Genomic DNA, 15,949 nt, shown 5'->3' on the forward strand with positions numbered 1-15,949 from the left:
TCTTCTCATTTTAGCGTCATTCAACCACAAATAAAGAAAAACCCCGATAACCGTGAAGCTATCGGGGTTTTTGTGTAATCCACTTAAATGAGGTTAAGCTTTCGCATCTTTTTGGTAATTCGCATCAAGCCAGTTCGCCATTGCCACAAACTGTTCAACGGTAATGTTCTCTGGGCGATTGCCTGGGTTAACCCCCAGTGCTTCAAGTTGCTCTGCTGTAAAGAGTGCTTTATAGCAGTTACGAATCGTTTTACGACGTTGGTTAAAGCCTTCTCTACATACACGATCTAACCATTTTAGGTTGGTACATGGGAACGGCAACACTTCGTAAGGTGTTAGACGTACTACCGCTGAATCGACTTTTGGCGCAGGTACAAAAGATTCTGGCGGCACTTCAAGTACAGGCATCACGCGGCAGTAATACTGCGCCATTACCGTTAGGCGGCCATATGCTTTGCTACCAGGGCCTGCCGCAAGACGGTTAACCACTTCTTTTTGCAGCATAAAGTGCATATCTTCAACATCTTTGTGGAATTCAAAAATGTGGAACATTAAAGGGGTCGAAATGTTGTATGGCAAGTTACCAAAAATACGTAACTTATTATTTTCTTTAATAAGTTGCGTGAAGTCGAAACGCATTGCATCGCCTTGGTGGATCGTTAGCTTGGAAGCTAGATCTGGGTGACTTTCAAGGCGTTCTGCAAGATCGCGGTCGAGTTCGATAACAGTAAATTTATCAACAAGTTTACCAACTTGCTCGGTGATAGCACCCAGACCCGGACCGATTTCAACCAAGTTTTGACCTGGTAATGGGTTAATTGCTGACACTATGCCATCAATGATGTAAGGGTCTTTCAAAAAGTTCTGGCCAAAGCGCTTACGGGCGCGGTGACCTAGATGGACTTGATCGCTGCTCATGCTTGTTTATCTACCAATTCTAGGGCGTGAGATAGCGCTGTCCAAAGGCTACCTGTATCTGCCTGTCCGGTACCTGCGAGTTCCAGTGCGGTACCATGATCTACTGAAGTTCGGATGAAGGGCAATCCTAACGTAATGTTAACTGATTTACCGAAGCCTTTATATTTCAGCACCGGTAGCCCTTGATCGTGATACATGGCTAATACCGTATCGGCATCAGCTAAATATTTTTCTTGGAAAATAGTATCGGCCGGTAAAGGGCCGATAAGATCCATGTTTTCTTGCTGGCGTAATTGTTCAAGAGTAGGAGTAATAATATTTATTTCTTCCATCCCTAAGCAACCATCTTCACCAGCATGGGGGTTTAATCCACAGACATAAATTTTTGGTGACTCAATACCAAATTTACTGATTAAATCAGCGTGTAAAATACGAATCACCTGTTTTAATCTGTCTTCTGTAATTGCTTGTGATACATGACTTAGAGGGATATGAGTTGTCACTAACGCGACGCGTAATCCTTCGGTTGCTAGCATCATAACAACTTGTGCAGTGTCAGATTGTTGAGCAAAAAATTCAGTGTGGCCACTAAATGATACGCCAGCGCGGTTAATGACCCCTTTATGTACAGGGCCGGTGACAACGGCGGCGAATTCATCATTCATACACCCTTCTGCAGCACGTTTAAGCGTCGAGAGCACATACATGCCATTACGTTCATCTAACGTGCCAGCGACAACATCAACTGCAGTATTGATGTGCGCAACCGTCATCGTTCCTGCTTTATGTGGCAGGGCGGGTTGATCGGGCTGATAAGGTAAAATGGTTAGTGGTAAACCTAATTTAGCCGCACGTTCTACCATAACCTGCGCATCAGCACAAATAACAAGTTGGTGCGGCCAATTTTCTTGGCATAAGGCGATGACTAAATCTGGGCCTATTCCAGCAGGCTCACCGGGGGTGATTGCAATCCGTTGTGTGTCAGTCATGTCTTTATTTAGCCATTATTGGTTGTATTCATTGGTTCAATGTAAGCACCTGCACGTAGTTCTTGTAACCATGTCTGTGCTTCTTCATTGAATTTACGGTTAAAGATGATTTGTGCAGCACGGTTTTTCATTGCAGCATCCGTACGGTCGACTTTGCGACGCCCTTCAACTTCAACAATGTGCCAACCAAATGCAGATTTAAACGGTTCACTGATTTTATCGATCGGTAGCGTTTCTACTTTTTCTTTAAATGCTGGAGCATACATATCTGGTACTTGCCAGCCTAGTTGACCACCATTTGCCGCTGAACCTGGATCTTCGCTGTAGGCTTTTGCTGCTGCCGCAAAGGTTTGTTTACCGCTAATAATATTTTGGCGAATTTTCTCAAGCTCAGCTTTTGCTGCTGCATCACTTAGAATCATTGAAGGTTTGATTAAAATATGACGGGCTTTTACCTCAATAACAGAGACGTTTGGCATACCTTTTACATCGTTGATTTTTAAAATGTGGTAACCAACGCCACTACGGAATGGCCCAATGATCGCATCTTTAGCGTTATTTTTAATCTGATCAGCAAAGACGGTTGGCATTTCTGCTTTACTCATCCAGCCCCATTCGCCCCCTTTTAGAGCTTTAGGTCCTTTTGAATAACGGTAAGCCAGTTGTGAAAAGTTTGCGCCTTTTTTAAGTTGAGCAACAATGTCTTCTGCTTCTTGTTTTGCTTTCTCACGTGCTGCTTTATCAGCATCTTCATCAACCCGAATTTGAATTTGACTAATGTTGTATTGCACGTTTTGTTGAGTTTGCTCGGCCATTTGTTTGGCTAAAGACTCAACTTCTTGTGGCAGAACGTTAACACGTTTACGAACAATAATGGTACGCGCTTCAGAGGCTAGCATATCGTTACGCATTTGCTCACGGAACATAGAGTAAGAAACTCCTGCTTTAGCAAGGCTTTGACGTAGTTGGTCTACGCTCATATTACGTTGTTTAGCCACATCGGCGATCGCTTGATCTAATTGACTGTCATCAATACGGATCCCTAGCTGCTGAGCTTGTTGGATCTGTAAGTTTTCAAGGATCAGTTGATCCATCACTTGCTGACGTAAAATGTTATTAGGCGGTAATTGTTGGTGCTCTTCAGCAGCGTTAAGACGAACAGTTTTTAGCATGGCGCTCACATCGCTTTGTAAGATCACGCCATCATTAACAGTCATCACAATTTGGTCAAGTTCCTGAGGTGCTGCCATGCTGGTTGCTGACATACCCATCATCATTAGACTAAGTACAGAATACTTCCACGTTTTCATTTATATTCCATCAGGTTATAAGGCGACACATGTGTCGCCTAACTATTAATTATTAAGAGTGAACGGATCGCCGTAAGATAAAATATTACCGCCATCATCCGATGATTGACCGAATGAAGGTCCGGCACCTTGTAAACCAAGTAAACTGAATGAGAAAGTGACATTGCTATCGTATTCAGTAAAATCTTGTGATATTGCATCTTTCGCGTAACGATTGTAGCTAAGCCCTATCATCCAGCATGCAGATGTGTAGGTGAAGCCAACTTTACTTTCAAGCATTTTGTTAACATTCATGTCTTGGTAGTAATCAGCTTTAACATCAACATTATCGCTAACTGGGAAGCCAATGGATAAACCTAACTGTGAAATACCGTCACGCTTATCTTTCGTGCCTGAAATGACAGGGTTCGGGTTGTTCACGTATTTTGTTAAGTAATCACTTGATACGTAACGGTAACTCGGTTGAACAAATACCCCACCATTACGGTACTCAACGGTCACATTACCTTGCTGAATGTCATTCTCACTTGAGTCATATTGCATTGCGCTCTTTAAGAACAGATTATCATCAAGGTTAAATTCTGTTTCAATCGCTGTCGCTGAGTAACTTTTGGCTTCTTTATTATCAGTTCCTTGGTTAACAGGTTTATCGATATAGAAGATTTGACCCATGGATAGGGTAAATCGTTCCTTAAAATCTTCATCAAAGTAGCGTGTAGATGCGCCGACGGTGAACTGGTTCGCAGGAGCTATATAGTCGTTACCACTGTATGTCCGATCGCTAAATAAGCCGTAGTAATCTTGTTGTAAACGGGTTGAATCATAGCCGCCACCGATATAATCAAATGGGTTATAAATACCGTCTTGGTCAACATTTTTTACATAAAGGTATTGAATTTGTGGTTCTAAACTTTGGGTATAATGACTACCTAAAATGGAGGTATCACGCTCAAAGTATAAGCTACTGTTGACACGAAATTCAGGAACAACACGATTAACACTGTCTTTAAGAGCATCAAAATCTGAGTTTTTGCTTAACTCTTTTTTATCTTGGTTGTAATGAGCGTAGTTCACTTTTGCCTGAGTAGTTACAGACCACCAAGGTGTCGCGTAGGGAAGCGTTAATGTCGGCTCAAAAGTTATACGATCAGCGTCAGGCTTGAATATCGAACTATTCTCAAACTTACTGATACTCATTGGCATTTTAAAATCGAGACCGTAGCCGAGATCTGTTTTATAGTAAGTTGATGATAGTTGTGGCATTAAGCGATACGGTGAACGATTATCTGTTGATGATTCAGCTACGTCAGGATCTTTTAAAAGCTGAAAATCACGGACCATTAACATCGTATCCCAGTTCGCATTTCGGTAAGATACTTCTGCCGTTTGAAGCAGGTTATTATCTTCACGCTCACCAATACTAGAATCTAAGCCTCGCTCAAAATATTTGTAATCACTGACTTTGCTGTAGTCGATATCAACTAACCAGTTTTTATCGATGATCCCACTGTGTGTCCATTGGAAGCCCCAATATTTACCCGTGTTGGGTTTATTGTCTTCCAATTGATAATCTACGTAATCGGCTTTTTTATCATGGCCCATGTACTCACCGACAACTTGGCCTTCACCTAATTCATTCAGGTAGCGGAATTTAGCCGTTGTTTGTAGACCACGGTGGTTCATGTATTTTGGCGTTAATGTTAAGTCATAGTTTGGCGCAATGTTCCAATAAAATGGCGCTTCATATTCCATACCATTACGTGAGCCATAGGTTAACGTTGGGTATAAGAAACCCGTCATACGCTCATCGGTTACAGGAATACGAAGCCACGGAAGATAGAATACCGGTACATTAAGTACTTCAAAGCGCGCGTTATATAAATCGGCAAAGGGTGAATCACCATCACGCTCCAAAGAGCCAGCAGCAAAGCGCCAACTTTTATCGCCTTCTGGACAGGTAGTGAAAGTACCATCTTTCATTTTGTAGAACTGAGTACCATCAACATTTTTCTTGTCGATTTGCTCTGCGTCACCGCGCCCTGGCTGGCAGGTCATACGATAAACAGCATCATCCATTTGTGAGTCTTTGGTATCAAGATCGCTATGGAGCTCTTTCGCTTCCATTTCTATACCACCGTCATGGTAGTAAACGTTGCCTTTTGCTGTAACAATATTTTGTGGTTGTTGAAGTGTCACAGTATCGGCAGCAATCGTACGCGTTCCTTGCTGAACAATAACGTCACCAGAATACACGGCTTTATGCTCATTTTTAGCTTGAACATTGTCAGCTTCAATGTGGATCGGTGTGTTTTTGGTATCTTCTTTACGGTCTTTTGGTGCTATACAAACACCACGTACCATAGCTAAAGGATCGTCATTAACGGCTGTTTTTGTTGTTTGATCTTCTGCTACTGCGTGTTTATCGTTGATATCTTTATCTAAAGATGTGGCATTTTCTTTGCGGTCTTTTGGCGAAATAAAAACACCATCTGCCATAGCTAAAGGATCGTTATTAACGGCTGTTTTTGTTGTTTGATCTTCTGCTACAGCATGTTTACCGTTGATATCTTTATGTAAAGATGTGGCATCTTCTGCCATTGCCGGCCCATAAAGGGCAAGACCAATCATGGTGGCAAGTAAGCTGTGAGAGGTGAGTGACATCAGATTCAACATTCCTGTATCAGTTTGAGAGCAAGGCGAATAATTGCGCTTTTTACAAGCATTCCCGATAAATGACAGCTATCATAATGCAAATTCGACGCGACGGCATCTTTTCAGCGCATGCTGTTGGGTAAACATTGAAAAAATTTAACAAATTACCAGAGAGTATAGAATGCAGAAGACAGGTATATGGGGAAAAATTATTGGTGCGTTGCTTGGCCTCTCCATTGGAAAATTGCCTGGATTGTTGATTGGTTTATTTATTGGTCACCAGTTTGATAAGGCTTATGCTCGTCAGATGAATGGCGGTTTTGCCGGTTTTGGTCAGAACAGAGCCAGTAGTGCAGAGCAACAAGCAGAGTTTTTCCATGCTTGTTTTGCAGTAATGGGGCATGTCGCAAAAGCGAAAGGGCATGTGACAAAAGAGGAAATTCGTGTTGCAAGTGCGATTATGGATCGAATGGGGTTACAAGGCGAATCTCGACTTCAAGCGCAGAATGCGTTTCGTGAGGGAAAAGAAGATAACTTCCCATTAGAAGAGATGCTAAATCGTGTTCGTAGTCGTGCACGACGTGCTGATTTACTCCAATTTTTCTTAGAATTACAAATTCAAGCAGCATTTGCGGATGGTTCATTACATCCTAAAGAGCGTCAGTTACTGCATATTATTGCGCGATACCTTGGCTTTTCTGAAGCCCAGCTTGAACAACGCTTGCGTATGCAAGAAGCGGCGTTTCGTTTTCAACAAGGTGGTTTCCATCAGCAATATCAACAACAAGGTGGTGGCTTCCAAGCGCCTCCTAGTCGAGATCAATTAGCTGATGCGTTTAATGTCTTAGGGGTTGATGAAAATGCCTCTGCGCAAGATGTGAAACGTGCTTATCGTAAACAGATGAATGAACACCATCCAGATAAACTCGCAGCGAAAGGGTTACCACCAGAAATGATGGAAATAGCGAAACAAAAAACCCAAGAGCTACAAGCTGCCTATGATTTGATCCGAAAAGAGAAAGGATTCAAATAATTGTTATTACGCTGAATAATAAATTGAAAAAGCGAGCTTGGTGCTCGCTTTTTTGTTTTTAAAGCTCTTAAACGAGGTTTTGCGGTTTGTTGTTACAAAAGCCATCAATATTTTCAATAAGTTGCTCTACCAGTGTTTGAATCGCGGAATCAGATCCCCATGCAACATGTGGGGTTAGTAATAGATTAGGCAAATGTGCCTGTTGTAATAATGGATTATCATCAGTTGGCGGCTCAGAAGTAAAAACATCACAGCCAGCGCCGGCAATTTTTTTATCGAGCAATGCATCGACTAAATCTTGCTCATTCACCAGTCCACCACGTCCGGTATTGATCAAAATAGCGTTAGGTTTCATCTGTGCCAGTTCTGTTTTTGCGATAAGATCTTCAGTGGTATCTGTTAGCGAGCAATGCAAGGTGATGATATCGGCTTGCTGTAATACGTCGTTAAACAGCGTATAGCCTTCACGACAGGTGGTGACGTGCTTGTGCTCTGCAAATAGCACCTTCATCCCCAGCGCGGTTGCAAGATTGGCTGTCGCTACCCCTAAGCTGCCTTTACCAACAATACCTATTGTTGAGCCTGCGATATCGCTAATTGGATGAGTGAAAAAGCAGAACTGTTGTTGTTTCTGCCACTCACCCGCGATGATATCTTGCTGATAGCCCATTAAATTACGTTTTAGCGCAAAGATCATTGCGAGCACGTGTTCAGGAACAGAGCGAGTCGCATAACCTCGAATATTGGAAACCGGAATGTTATGGCGGTGACAATAATCGACATCGACGTTATTGGTTCCTGTCGCACCGATGGCAATAAATTTCAGGTTTGGCAGCTGAGATAAAATATCAGCAGTGAGTTGGACTTTGTTAGAAATGACGATAGTTGCGTGTTGCAGACGTTCAATGACTTGAGATGGCGATGTACGTTGATATTCAATCCATTGATGAGCAGATTGTGGGCGAGGAATATCAATGTGTGCTGGGATAGTAGCACGATCTAAAAATACAATATGTTCCACTGTTAGACTCCATGGAACCTTTGTTCCGCTTGGTGTGAAAAGAAGAATGCTAGTTTAGGTTTTTGCTTGTTAAAACAAAGCTAGCATTCTTTTTTATCGTGATCTAACTTCCGTGTGATAGTTGCTGATTACTCAGTGGTTTTATTTACTAAAAATCGTTTGTGTTGGCGCTTCTGGATAAAACTCACAAGGGGCAAACAAATGCATCGGTTGATCACTTCCTGGATGCGTAAAAGTCAGTTCTGCTGCGTGTAACAGTAAACGAGGAGAGGCTACCATTGCTTCCTCATTAGCATAAAACTTATCGCCTAAAATCGGATGACCTAATGCTTGCATGTGAACACGCAATTGGTGAGAACGACCTGTTACGGGCAGTAAACGGACCAAGGTTGTTTTCTCATCACGGCTTAAGACTTCATAATGCGTTACAGAAGGCTTGCCATCGTCAAAACATACTTTTTGGCGTGGACGGTTAGGCCAATCACAGATCAAGGGAAGATCCACGGTTCCTGTGTCTTGTTCGATATGTCCCCACACACGAGCGTAATACACTTTTTGTGTTTCTCGCTCACGAAACTGGGCTTTTAAATGACACTCCGCTTTTTTGTTTAGAGCCAGCACAATTAAGCCTGATGTCCCCATATCTAAACGGTGCACAATTTGTGACTTAGGGTATTTTTCAAGAACGCGAGCAAATATGCTGTCGTGATGCTCTGGTGCACGTCCTGGGTTTGAGAGTATGCCAGCAGGCTTATTAACGGCGATGATGTCGCTATCAAGAAAAAGAGTATCCAACCACGGATCGGTAGGTGGATTGTAGTTCAACACTGGCAATGGTTTCATGATGCACTCGTAGGATAGGTATGAATAACAACGGGGCGAATATTAATATGAATAATAGTAAATTGGTATGCTTGGTGATGTGATTAAAGAAAAAAGCCGTGAATATCAGTAATGACATTCACGGCCTTAATTTAGTTATGATGAGTTATTGATCAGTTATGGCTAACAACGATCAAACGCAGTGAATCAAGCTGGATTTGTGCTTTTTCAATGTAGTTAGTTAACTCAATGATTTGGCTTTCAATTAGCTCTAATTCGTCATCACGAATATTCGGATTAACCGCTTTCAGGGCTTGAAGGCGATCAAGCTCAGCGCGCAACGTGTTTTCCATTTCAGCTTGTGCTTGGCTTCGTACGACATCAAGCTCTTTGCTGATCTCGCGCTCTGCGTGCTCAATCAGAGTATGAATATCTTTTTGAACCGAGTTAACGAGCTTACTGCCAAGGTGACGATTGACTGGGCTAAGTTGGCGGTTAAAGCCTTCAAATTCAACGTTAGCTGATAGGTTATTACCTTTACCATCAAGTAAAATACGGATCGGTGTTTTGGGTAAGAAACGACCAATACCTGATTGCTTAGGTGCTTGAGCGTCAACCACATAGATAAGCTCAAGTAGCAGTGTACCAACAGGCAGTGCTTTGTTTTTCAACAATGACACCGCTGTCGTACCTACGCCTTCACTTAGCAGTAATTCAATACCGCCTTGGATCATTGGGTGTTCCCAGCTGATGAAGTTGATATCTTCACGAGAAAGTGCAGTATCACGTTCAAAAGTGATGGTACAACCGTCGTAAGGAAGGCCTGGATAACTTGCCACCATCATGTGCTCTGATGGGGTCACAACAATTGCGTTTTCGCCTTTGTCATCTTGGTTTAAACCAATGGTATCAAACAAGCCCAGTGCGAAAGTCACAAGGTTAGTATCACCATCTTTAGCGCTGATCTTCTCAACCAACTGCTGAGCTTCTTCGCCCCCATTAGAATGGATTTCTAATAGGCGATCACGACCTTGCTCTAACTTGGTTTTAAGCTCATTGTGCATTTCAGCACTGCGCTGAATAACGGATTCAAGCGCTTCAAGATCGTGTTTGTCACTGGCAAGCAAGGTGATCAGATCTTCACATACCGCTTCATAGACAGCACGGCCAGTCGGACAGGTTTCCTCAAAGGCATTTAAGCCTTCGTTGAACCAACGCGCTAATAGTGCTTGAGAAGTGCCTTCTAGGTAAGGCACATGAATTTCTATCTCACGCTTTTGACCAATACGATCCAAACGACCAATACGTTGCTCAAGTAAATCAGGGTTGCTTGGTAAATCGAACATCACCAATTGGTTTGCAAACTGGAAGTTACGACCTTCTGAACCGATTTCAGAACATAATAGTACCTGAGCGCCATCATCTTCTTGGGCAAAGTAAGCCGCCGCTTTATCACGTTCGATAATCGACATTCCTTCGTGGAACACAGTAGCACGGATGCCTTCACGTTCACGTAATGCTTGTTCTAAGGTTAATGCGGTTTGCGCACGAGAACAAATCACCAACACTTTCTCGTTACGGTTGGCTTTTAGCATATCAAGTAGCCAGTTAACACGAGGATCAAAGTTCCACCATGTTGCTGATTCACCTTCAAATTCTTGGTAGATATCTTCCGGGTAAAGTAGCTTGATCGCTTTCTCATTGATACCCATTTTACCGCCCATCATTGCCGCAACGCGCATGGCTGTGGTGTATTGGGTTGGCATTGCTAACGGGTACATATTCAGGTGACGCTGAGGGAAACCTGTGATTGCTGAGCGGGTATTACGGAACAATACGCGGCCCGTACCGTGGCGATCCATCAAGTTGTTGATCAATTCATGACGCGCCGCTAATGCTTCAGGATCGTCTTGAGCTGAATCTTCGATCACACGTAACATTGGCTCGATATCTTGCTCAGATAGCAGCTCGGTTAAGGTGTTTTTCGCATCATCATTCAGTTTTTCACCAGCAAGCAGTTGGGTTACAGCATCAGCAACGGGTTCGTATTGACGCTCTTCTTCAACAAAGGCTTCATAGTCGTAAAAACGATCAGGATCAAGAATACGTAAGCGTGCGAAGTGGCTTTCACGACCTAATTGCTCTGGTGTGGCGGTTAGTAGCAGCACACTTGGCGTTTTTTCTGCTAAGGCTTCAATCACTTGGTACTGACGACTAGGCTTATCTTCACTCCACTCAAGGTGGTGGGCTTCATCGACAACCAATAGATCCCAATCAGCATCTAGCGCTTGTTCAAAACGACGACGGCTTTTACGTAAAAAGTCTAATGAACACAATACATATTGCGCGGTATCAAATGGGTTAGCGGCATCAGCAAATGCTTCAACACAACGCTCTTCATCAAAGATAGAAAAGTGCAGGTTAAAACGACGCATCATTTCAACTAGCCATTGATGTTGTAGGGTTTCAGGAACCACGATCAGAATACGTTCAGCACGGCCTGATAGAACCTGCTGGTGGATGATCATACCGGCTTCAATGGTTTTACCTAAACCGACTTCATCGGCAAGGAGAACACGCGGCGCATAGCGACGACCGACTTCGTGAGCAATATATAACTGGTGTGGGATCAAACCTGCACGCATACCGCATAAACCACGTAATGGGCTTTTTAGTTGCTCGTATTGGTTTTTCAGCGCGCGGTAACGCAGTGCAAAACGATCCATGCGATCAATTTGACCTGCAAATAATTTATCTTGCGGTTTATTGAAACGAATTTGGTGGCTTAAGAAAAGTTCACGTAGCGCGACATTTTCTTCTTCTGTGTCGGTACGCGTACCTACGTAGGTGATCACGCCTTTATCTTCGTTGATCGCTTCTACCTTTAGTGACCAACCCTCATGGCTTTCAATCACATCACCAACGTTAAACATGACACGGGTAACAGGGGCATCATTACGTGCATATAGGCGATTTTCTTCTGATGCGGGGAACATCAAGGTAACCGTTCTTGGTTCAAGAGCGACAACGGTACCTAGACCTAAATCACTTTCTGTATCACTGATCCAACGTTGACCCAAAGCAAATGGCATAGTGGTAGAAACCTTCTAATTATTTGATATCAAAGAGACTGCAATAAGCTGTGCAAAGTATTAATAAGCTACACTGAAGATAAGTGTACGCTAGAATTTAAAATTTGTGCATAGCTCAAAAAGGGGACTCATGTTACTGCATGATGTGATTAAGGTCACGGTGAAAGTGATGAAAATCGGTCACAGTAAAATCATCATAAAACTTTCATCTACCGAGGGCTTAATAAGAAAGACGTCATAATTAAACCAGATGGGTAATTTTGACGTAAGCTAATAGAGTGATAGCTTAATTATCGCTGTCCAGACTACCAAGGAGGTGCCTATGGACGACGCCGAACGGAAACTGTTTGTACTTGATACAAATATTCTGCTTCATGAACCTCTGGCGTTCTTTTCTTTTCAGGAACACGACGTGGTTATTCCCATGACGGTTCTGGAAGAATTGGACAGAATTAAAGACAGTAAGCGTGATGTTTCTCGTGATGCTCGAGTCGCGATACGTGCGCTTGAAGATATATTCCACGACGCACCACCAGAGCAAATTTCGGCTGGTATTCCTTTCAACGACAAAGTGGCTCATAGCGGTACTATTGCTATTTTTGCTGACTATGAAGTAAAACAAACCGTCCATGCCTTTAGTGATAAGGCGGGTGACAATCGTATTCTTAATAGCGTTCTCTTTCTGCAACAAAAACATGCACCACGTTCTGTGGTATTAGTGACTAAAGACATCAACATGCGACTGCGTGCCAAAGGTGCAGGCGTCTTGTATGTTGATGATTATCGTACCGATCAGTTGATTGATGATGTCGCATTATTAACCAAAGGCTTTCATCGCTATCAAGGCGATTTTTGGGAAAATGTTGCTGAGTGTCAGTCGGAAAATAGAGGTCGTTCAACTTTACATACCTTACCTAAAAACTTATTTGAAACTCCCTTTGTTAATCAATATCTACTGGATGAAGGCAATGATTTTGCTGCTAGAATTCAAAGTATTGATGATGAAAGTGTCACCATTAAAGACATTAGCCAAGAGCGACTAATGCATCGACAAGCTTGGGGCGTTAATCCTAAAAATATTTATCAAGGGATGGCGCTAGATGCAATGCTTGATCCTCGGATTGATTTAGTGATCTTAACGGGTCCTGCTGGCTGTGGTAAAACCATTTTAGCAATGGCTGCAGCACTTGAGCAGGTCATTGAAAAAGGGATGTATGACAAAATTATTGTCACTCGTAATACGCCCGAAATAGCCGAATCAATTGGTTTCCTACCGGGTACCGAAGAAGAAAAAATGATGCCATGGCTGGCAGCGGTTACCGATACTATGGAAGCACTTCATAAGCATGATGTTTGTACTGATGGCTCAATGAAGTACATTTTTGATAAAGCCAATATTCAATTTAAATCGATTAACTTTATGCGTGGGCGTTCTATTCAAAATGCCTTTGTTTTACTCGATGAATGTCAAAACTTAACAGCTTCACAAATTAAAACCATTATTACCCGATGTGGTGAAGGAACAAAAATTGTGTGTTCGGGTAACCTTGCTCAAATTGATTCCAACTATCTATCCCCAGTGACCTCGGGATTAACCTATATTGTTGAGCGCTTTAAAAACTTTGAAGGTAGCGCCAATATTTATCTCAACGGGGTGGTTCGAAGCCGTCTAGCTGAATTTGCCGAAGAAAATCTTTAATCACTAGCAAGAAGAATAAGAAAAGCGAGCACATTGGGTGCTCGCTTTTTTGTTTATATTGTTACTTATTGCATTCTGCGGTTATGTTTCTGGTAGGGTTAAACCGAGATAGTTTTTAAGCTCAGGTAATACGGGATTAGATAAAACATCACAGGTTTCTCCTACCGCTTTGATAGTACCTTCATTAATAAAAATACATTTATTGGCAATTTTTTCGGCATCTTCAGGACTATGAGTGATCATCAATACCGTCATATTACGGGTTGTGGCTAATTGCTTAACGAGGTTTAACATCTCCGCACGCAGTGCAGGGTCAAGGGCCGAAAATGGTTCATCAAGCAGTAGCAAAGGGCGCTCTCGTAATAAACATCGCGCTAATGCTACTCGCTGACGTTGCCCGCCAGAAAGCTGCTCAGGTAAACGCTCAAGATAGGTATCAATCCCCACTTGTTTCGCTGAATTAGTCACTCGCTGTTTTTGCTCTGCGGTAAGTTTAAGGTTTGGGTTGATACCTAACGCAATGTTTTCAAATACACTGAGGTGAGGAAATAAATTGTGCTCTTGAAATAACATCGAGAGTGGACGTTGCGCAGGCTCTAGCTGACAGATAGATTGGCTATTAACGGTGATCTCACCGCTATCAGGGACGAGAAAGCCAGCAATGAGTGCGAATAAGGTACTTTTACCTGCGCCACTTGGGCCAATGAGTGCAGCGATATCTCCCTGCTCAAGCTGAACATCAAAGCTCAACGCCATCGCAACCTCATTTTTGTGTTGAGGTAAGTAGGTATAGTTGAGTTGATTAATGTTTAGCATGATGAACTCCTTGGCGATGGCGAGTAACAACAAGATACTCGACGGCACTAAATAAACCTAAGCTGAGTAACAGTAAAACCAGTGCAGCAACAGCAGCAGCATCCATTCGGTAACTGCCCATTAGTTCAAATAAATACAGTGGCAGCGTTTGAAAGTCTTGACTGCCAAATAATGCAATCGCACCTAAATCCCCCAGAGATAAGACAAAGCTAATAGCGAGAGCTTGGGCAATAGGGGCACGTAACGCACGCCACTCAACCAAACGTAATCGCGATAGATGCGTCATCCCTAAACTGCGACATAACGGATTATATTGCTGCGCGAGGTGGAGCATTGGTTGACTTAATGTTTTGATTACATAGGGCAGTGCCATTAGGGCATTAACACAGACCACAACCCAAAACGCAGCACTGTAAGCATCAGTATATTGGCGCAGTAAAAGAAAAATACCAGTACTTAACACTAACCCAGGTGTCACTAAAATCACTGTGCCGATCATTTCAATCCCGTCAGCAGCCAGTTTTTTACGTGCTAAGCGTAAGCTACGACTCGTGATGAGGATCATGACGCCAAGACAAAATGCTAATAAGCAGGAAAATAGTGCGATATGGAGTGAGTTAGTGATTGCTGACCATAACTGCTTTTGTTCTAAGATATTAAATAATTGATGGTTAATACCCGATACAAAGACGGCAATGATCGGTGGTATAACAAACACTAACGCACTGATGATCCAGAATACATCCCAACATTTAGCGCGCCATGTATCGTTATAATTCACTACCTTTTTGCTGATAGAGCCGTTTAGGGTAGAAAGCGGTTTAGCAAAACGTTGGGTAAAAAGCACTAATGAGCAGCAAAGTAGCATTTGCCATAAGGCTAAAATCGCACCTGTCGCTAAATCAAAGTCATAACGCAACGCTTGATATATGGCGAGCTCGATAGTGGTTGATTTAGGACCACCGCCAAGCGACATGATCACGGCAAAGCTGGTAAAGCACAACATAAAGACTAAACCCGTGATATGCGGCAGTTGTTGGCGTAGTCGAGGCCATGCAATTAAGCGAAATTTACTCCAGCCAGTAATACCTAAATGCGCCGCAAGCTGATGTTGCTCTGCGGGGATACCATCGAGGCTTTGCAGTAGAAAACGAACGGTCAGTGGCAGGTTTAAAAATACGTGCGCCAGTAAGATCCCGCTTAAACCGTAAATGTTTAATGGCGGTAAGCCTAGTATTTCTAGGTTATGACTGATCAATCCACTTTTGCCATAAATCGATAATAACCCAAAAACAGCAACCAAGACGGGCATCACGAGCGTCATCGCAAATAAACGTAATAGCAGAGCTTTTCCTACAAACTGCCGTCGTGAGAGTGCATAAGCAATGGGAATCGCTGGGATGATGCTAAATAGAGTCGACAAGATGGCTTGATAGAAGCTAAATCCTGTTACATGTCGCAGATAAGGATCATGCCATAGTGTTGATAGTTGCCAGTCGTTAGCTTGGCTGATTAAGGCGGTGAGCGCGGCAACAACAACAAAAGTGATCAGCCCGGCACTGATAATGCCGGGCAATAAGGTAATGCGTTTGTTCAA

The 15,949-nt window shown here is 42.9% G+C and carries 11 protein-coding genes; 2 read left to right on the forward strand and 9 right to left on the reverse strand.

The features are described 5' to 3' along the window. Nucleotides 1-93: 93 nt before the first annotated feature. From rsmA to lptD, 4 genes are read right to left on the reverse strand one after another with little or no spacing between them, the layout of a single operon-like run. Complete coding sequence (rsmA, locus tag C9J42_RS16050) at nt 94-918, reverse strand: 16S rRNA (adenine(1518)-N(6)/adenine(1519)-N(6))-dimethyltransferase RsmA (protein WP_107207631.1); 825 nt, start codon at nt 916-918, stop codon at nt 94-96. Then, nucleotides 915-1,907, reverse strand: a complete 993-nt coding sequence (gene pdxA / locus C9J42_RS16055) for a 4-hydroxythreonine-4-phosphate dehydrogenase PdxA (protein WP_107207632.1) — start codon at nt 1,905-1,907, stop codon at nt 915-917. Before pdxA ends, rsmA begins: the two co-directional genes overlap by 4 nt. 8 nt (nt 1,908-1,915) lie before the next feature. Further along, on the reverse strand, nt 1,916-3,217 hold the full coding sequence (surA, locus tag C9J42_RS16060) for a peptidylprolyl isomerase SurA (protein ID WP_107207633.1): 1,302 nt from the start codon (nt 3,215-3,217) through the stop codon (nt 1,916-1,918). A gap of 45 nt (nt 3,218-3,262) precedes the next feature. Next, nucleotides 3,263-5,878, reverse strand: a complete 2,616-nt coding sequence (gene lptD / locus C9J42_RS16065; protein ID WP_370445025.1) for an LPS assembly protein LptD — start codon at nt 5,876-5,878, stop codon at nt 3,263-3,265. A 172-nt stretch (nt 5,879-6,050) separates the two neighbouring features. Here lptD and djlA point away from each other — a divergent pair, with 172 nt between their 5' ends. Beyond that, nucleotides 6,051-6,902 carry a co-chaperone DjlA gene (gene djlA / locus C9J42_RS16070; protein WP_107207634.1) on the forward strand — a complete coding sequence of 284 codons (852 nt, stop codon included), beginning with the start codon at nt 6,051-6,053 and terminating at the stop codon, nt 6,900-6,902. Between the two features lie 67 nt (nt 6,903-6,969). Here djlA and C9J42_RS16075 read toward each other — a convergent pair whose 3' ends face one another. The 3 genes from C9J42_RS16075 to rapA form a co-directional block, all read right to left on the reverse strand. Continuing rightward, the gene (locus C9J42_RS16075) at nt 6,970-7,923 is read right to left on the reverse strand and encodes a D-2-hydroxyacid dehydrogenase (protein WP_107294726.1); all 954 of its coding nucleotides are present in this window, start codon (nt 7,921-7,923) and stop codon (nt 6,970-6,972) included. Between the two features lie 141 nt (nt 7,924-8,064). Beyond that, complete coding sequence (gene rluA, locus C9J42_RS16080; protein ID WP_233220415.1) at nt 8,065-8,757, reverse strand: bifunctional tRNA pseudouridine(32) synthase/23S rRNA pseudouridine(746) synthase RluA; 693 nt, start codon at nt 8,755-8,757, stop codon at nt 8,065-8,067. A 161-nt stretch (nt 8,758-8,918) separates the two neighbouring features. Continuing rightward, nucleotides 8,919-11,837 carry an RNA polymerase-associated protein RapA gene (gene rapA, locus C9J42_RS16085; protein WP_107247486.1) on the reverse strand — a complete coding sequence of 973 codons (2,919 nt, stop codon included), beginning with the start codon at nt 11,835-11,837 and terminating at the stop codon, nt 8,919-8,921. Between the two features lie 322 nt (nt 11,838-12,159). Here rapA and C9J42_RS16090 point away from each other — a divergent pair, with 322 nt between their 5' ends. Further along, on the forward strand, nt 12,160-13,536 hold the full coding sequence (locus C9J42_RS16090; RefSeq protein WP_107294728.1) for a PhoH family protein: 1,377 nt from the start codon (nt 12,160-12,162) through the stop codon (nt 13,534-13,536). Between the two features lie 81 nt (nt 13,537-13,617). On the opposite strand, the gene thiQ is transcribed toward C9J42_RS16090, so the two are convergent. Together thiQ and thiP are read right to left on the reverse strand one after the other, a co-directional pair. Next, entirely contained in the window at nt 13,618-14,352 is a 735-nt protein-coding gene (gene thiQ, locus C9J42_RS16095; protein WP_107207638.1) for a thiamine ABC transporter ATP-binding protein, read from the reverse strand. After that, on the reverse strand, nt 14,339-15,949 hold the full coding sequence (gene thiP / locus C9J42_RS16100; protein WP_107302161.1) for a thiamine/thiamine pyrophosphate ABC transporter permease ThiP: 1,611 nt from the start codon (nt 15,947-15,949) through the stop codon (nt 14,339-14,341). Before thiP ends, thiQ begins: the two co-directional genes overlap by 14 nt.

The sequence above is a fragment of the Photobacterium sp. GB-56 genome (assembly GCF_003026105.1).
Taxonomy (GTDB): Bacteria; Pseudomonadota; Gammaproteobacteria; order Enterobacterales; family Vibrionaceae; genus Photobacterium.

What these genes read in the sequence shown, in the direction of transcription:
- C9J42_RS16090 (WP_107294728.1), top strand. Translation starts at nt 12,160, where the DNA reads ATGGACGACGCCGAACGGAAACTGTTTGTACTTGATACAAATATTCTG.
- thiQ (WP_107207638.1), bottom strand. Translation starts at nt 14,352, where the DNA reads ATGCTAAACATTAATCAACTCAACTATACCTACTTACCTCAACACAAA.
- lptD (WP_370445025.1), bottom strand. Translation starts at nt 5,878, where the DNA reads ATGTCACTCACCTCTCACAGCTTACTTGCCACCATGATTGGTCTTGCC.
- surA (WP_107207633.1), bottom strand. Translation starts at nt 3,217, where the DNA reads ATGAAAACGTGGAAGTATTCTGTACTTAGTCTAATGATGATGGGTATG.
- rsmA (WP_107207631.1), bottom strand. Translation starts at nt 918, where the DNA reads ATGAGCAGCGATCAAGTCCATCTAGGTCACCGCGCCCGTAAGCGCTTT.
- pdxA (WP_107207632.1), bottom strand. Translation starts at nt 1,907, where the DNA reads ATGACTGACACACAACGGATTGCAATCACCCCCGGTGAGCCTGCTGGA.
- rapA (WP_107247486.1), bottom strand. Translation starts at nt 11,837, where the DNA reads ATGCCATTTGCTTTGGGTCAACGTTGGATCAGTGATACAGAAAGTGAT.
- djlA (WP_107207634.1), top strand. Translation starts at nt 6,051, where the DNA reads ATGCAGAAGACAGGTATATGGGGAAAAATTATTGGTGCGTTGCTTGGC.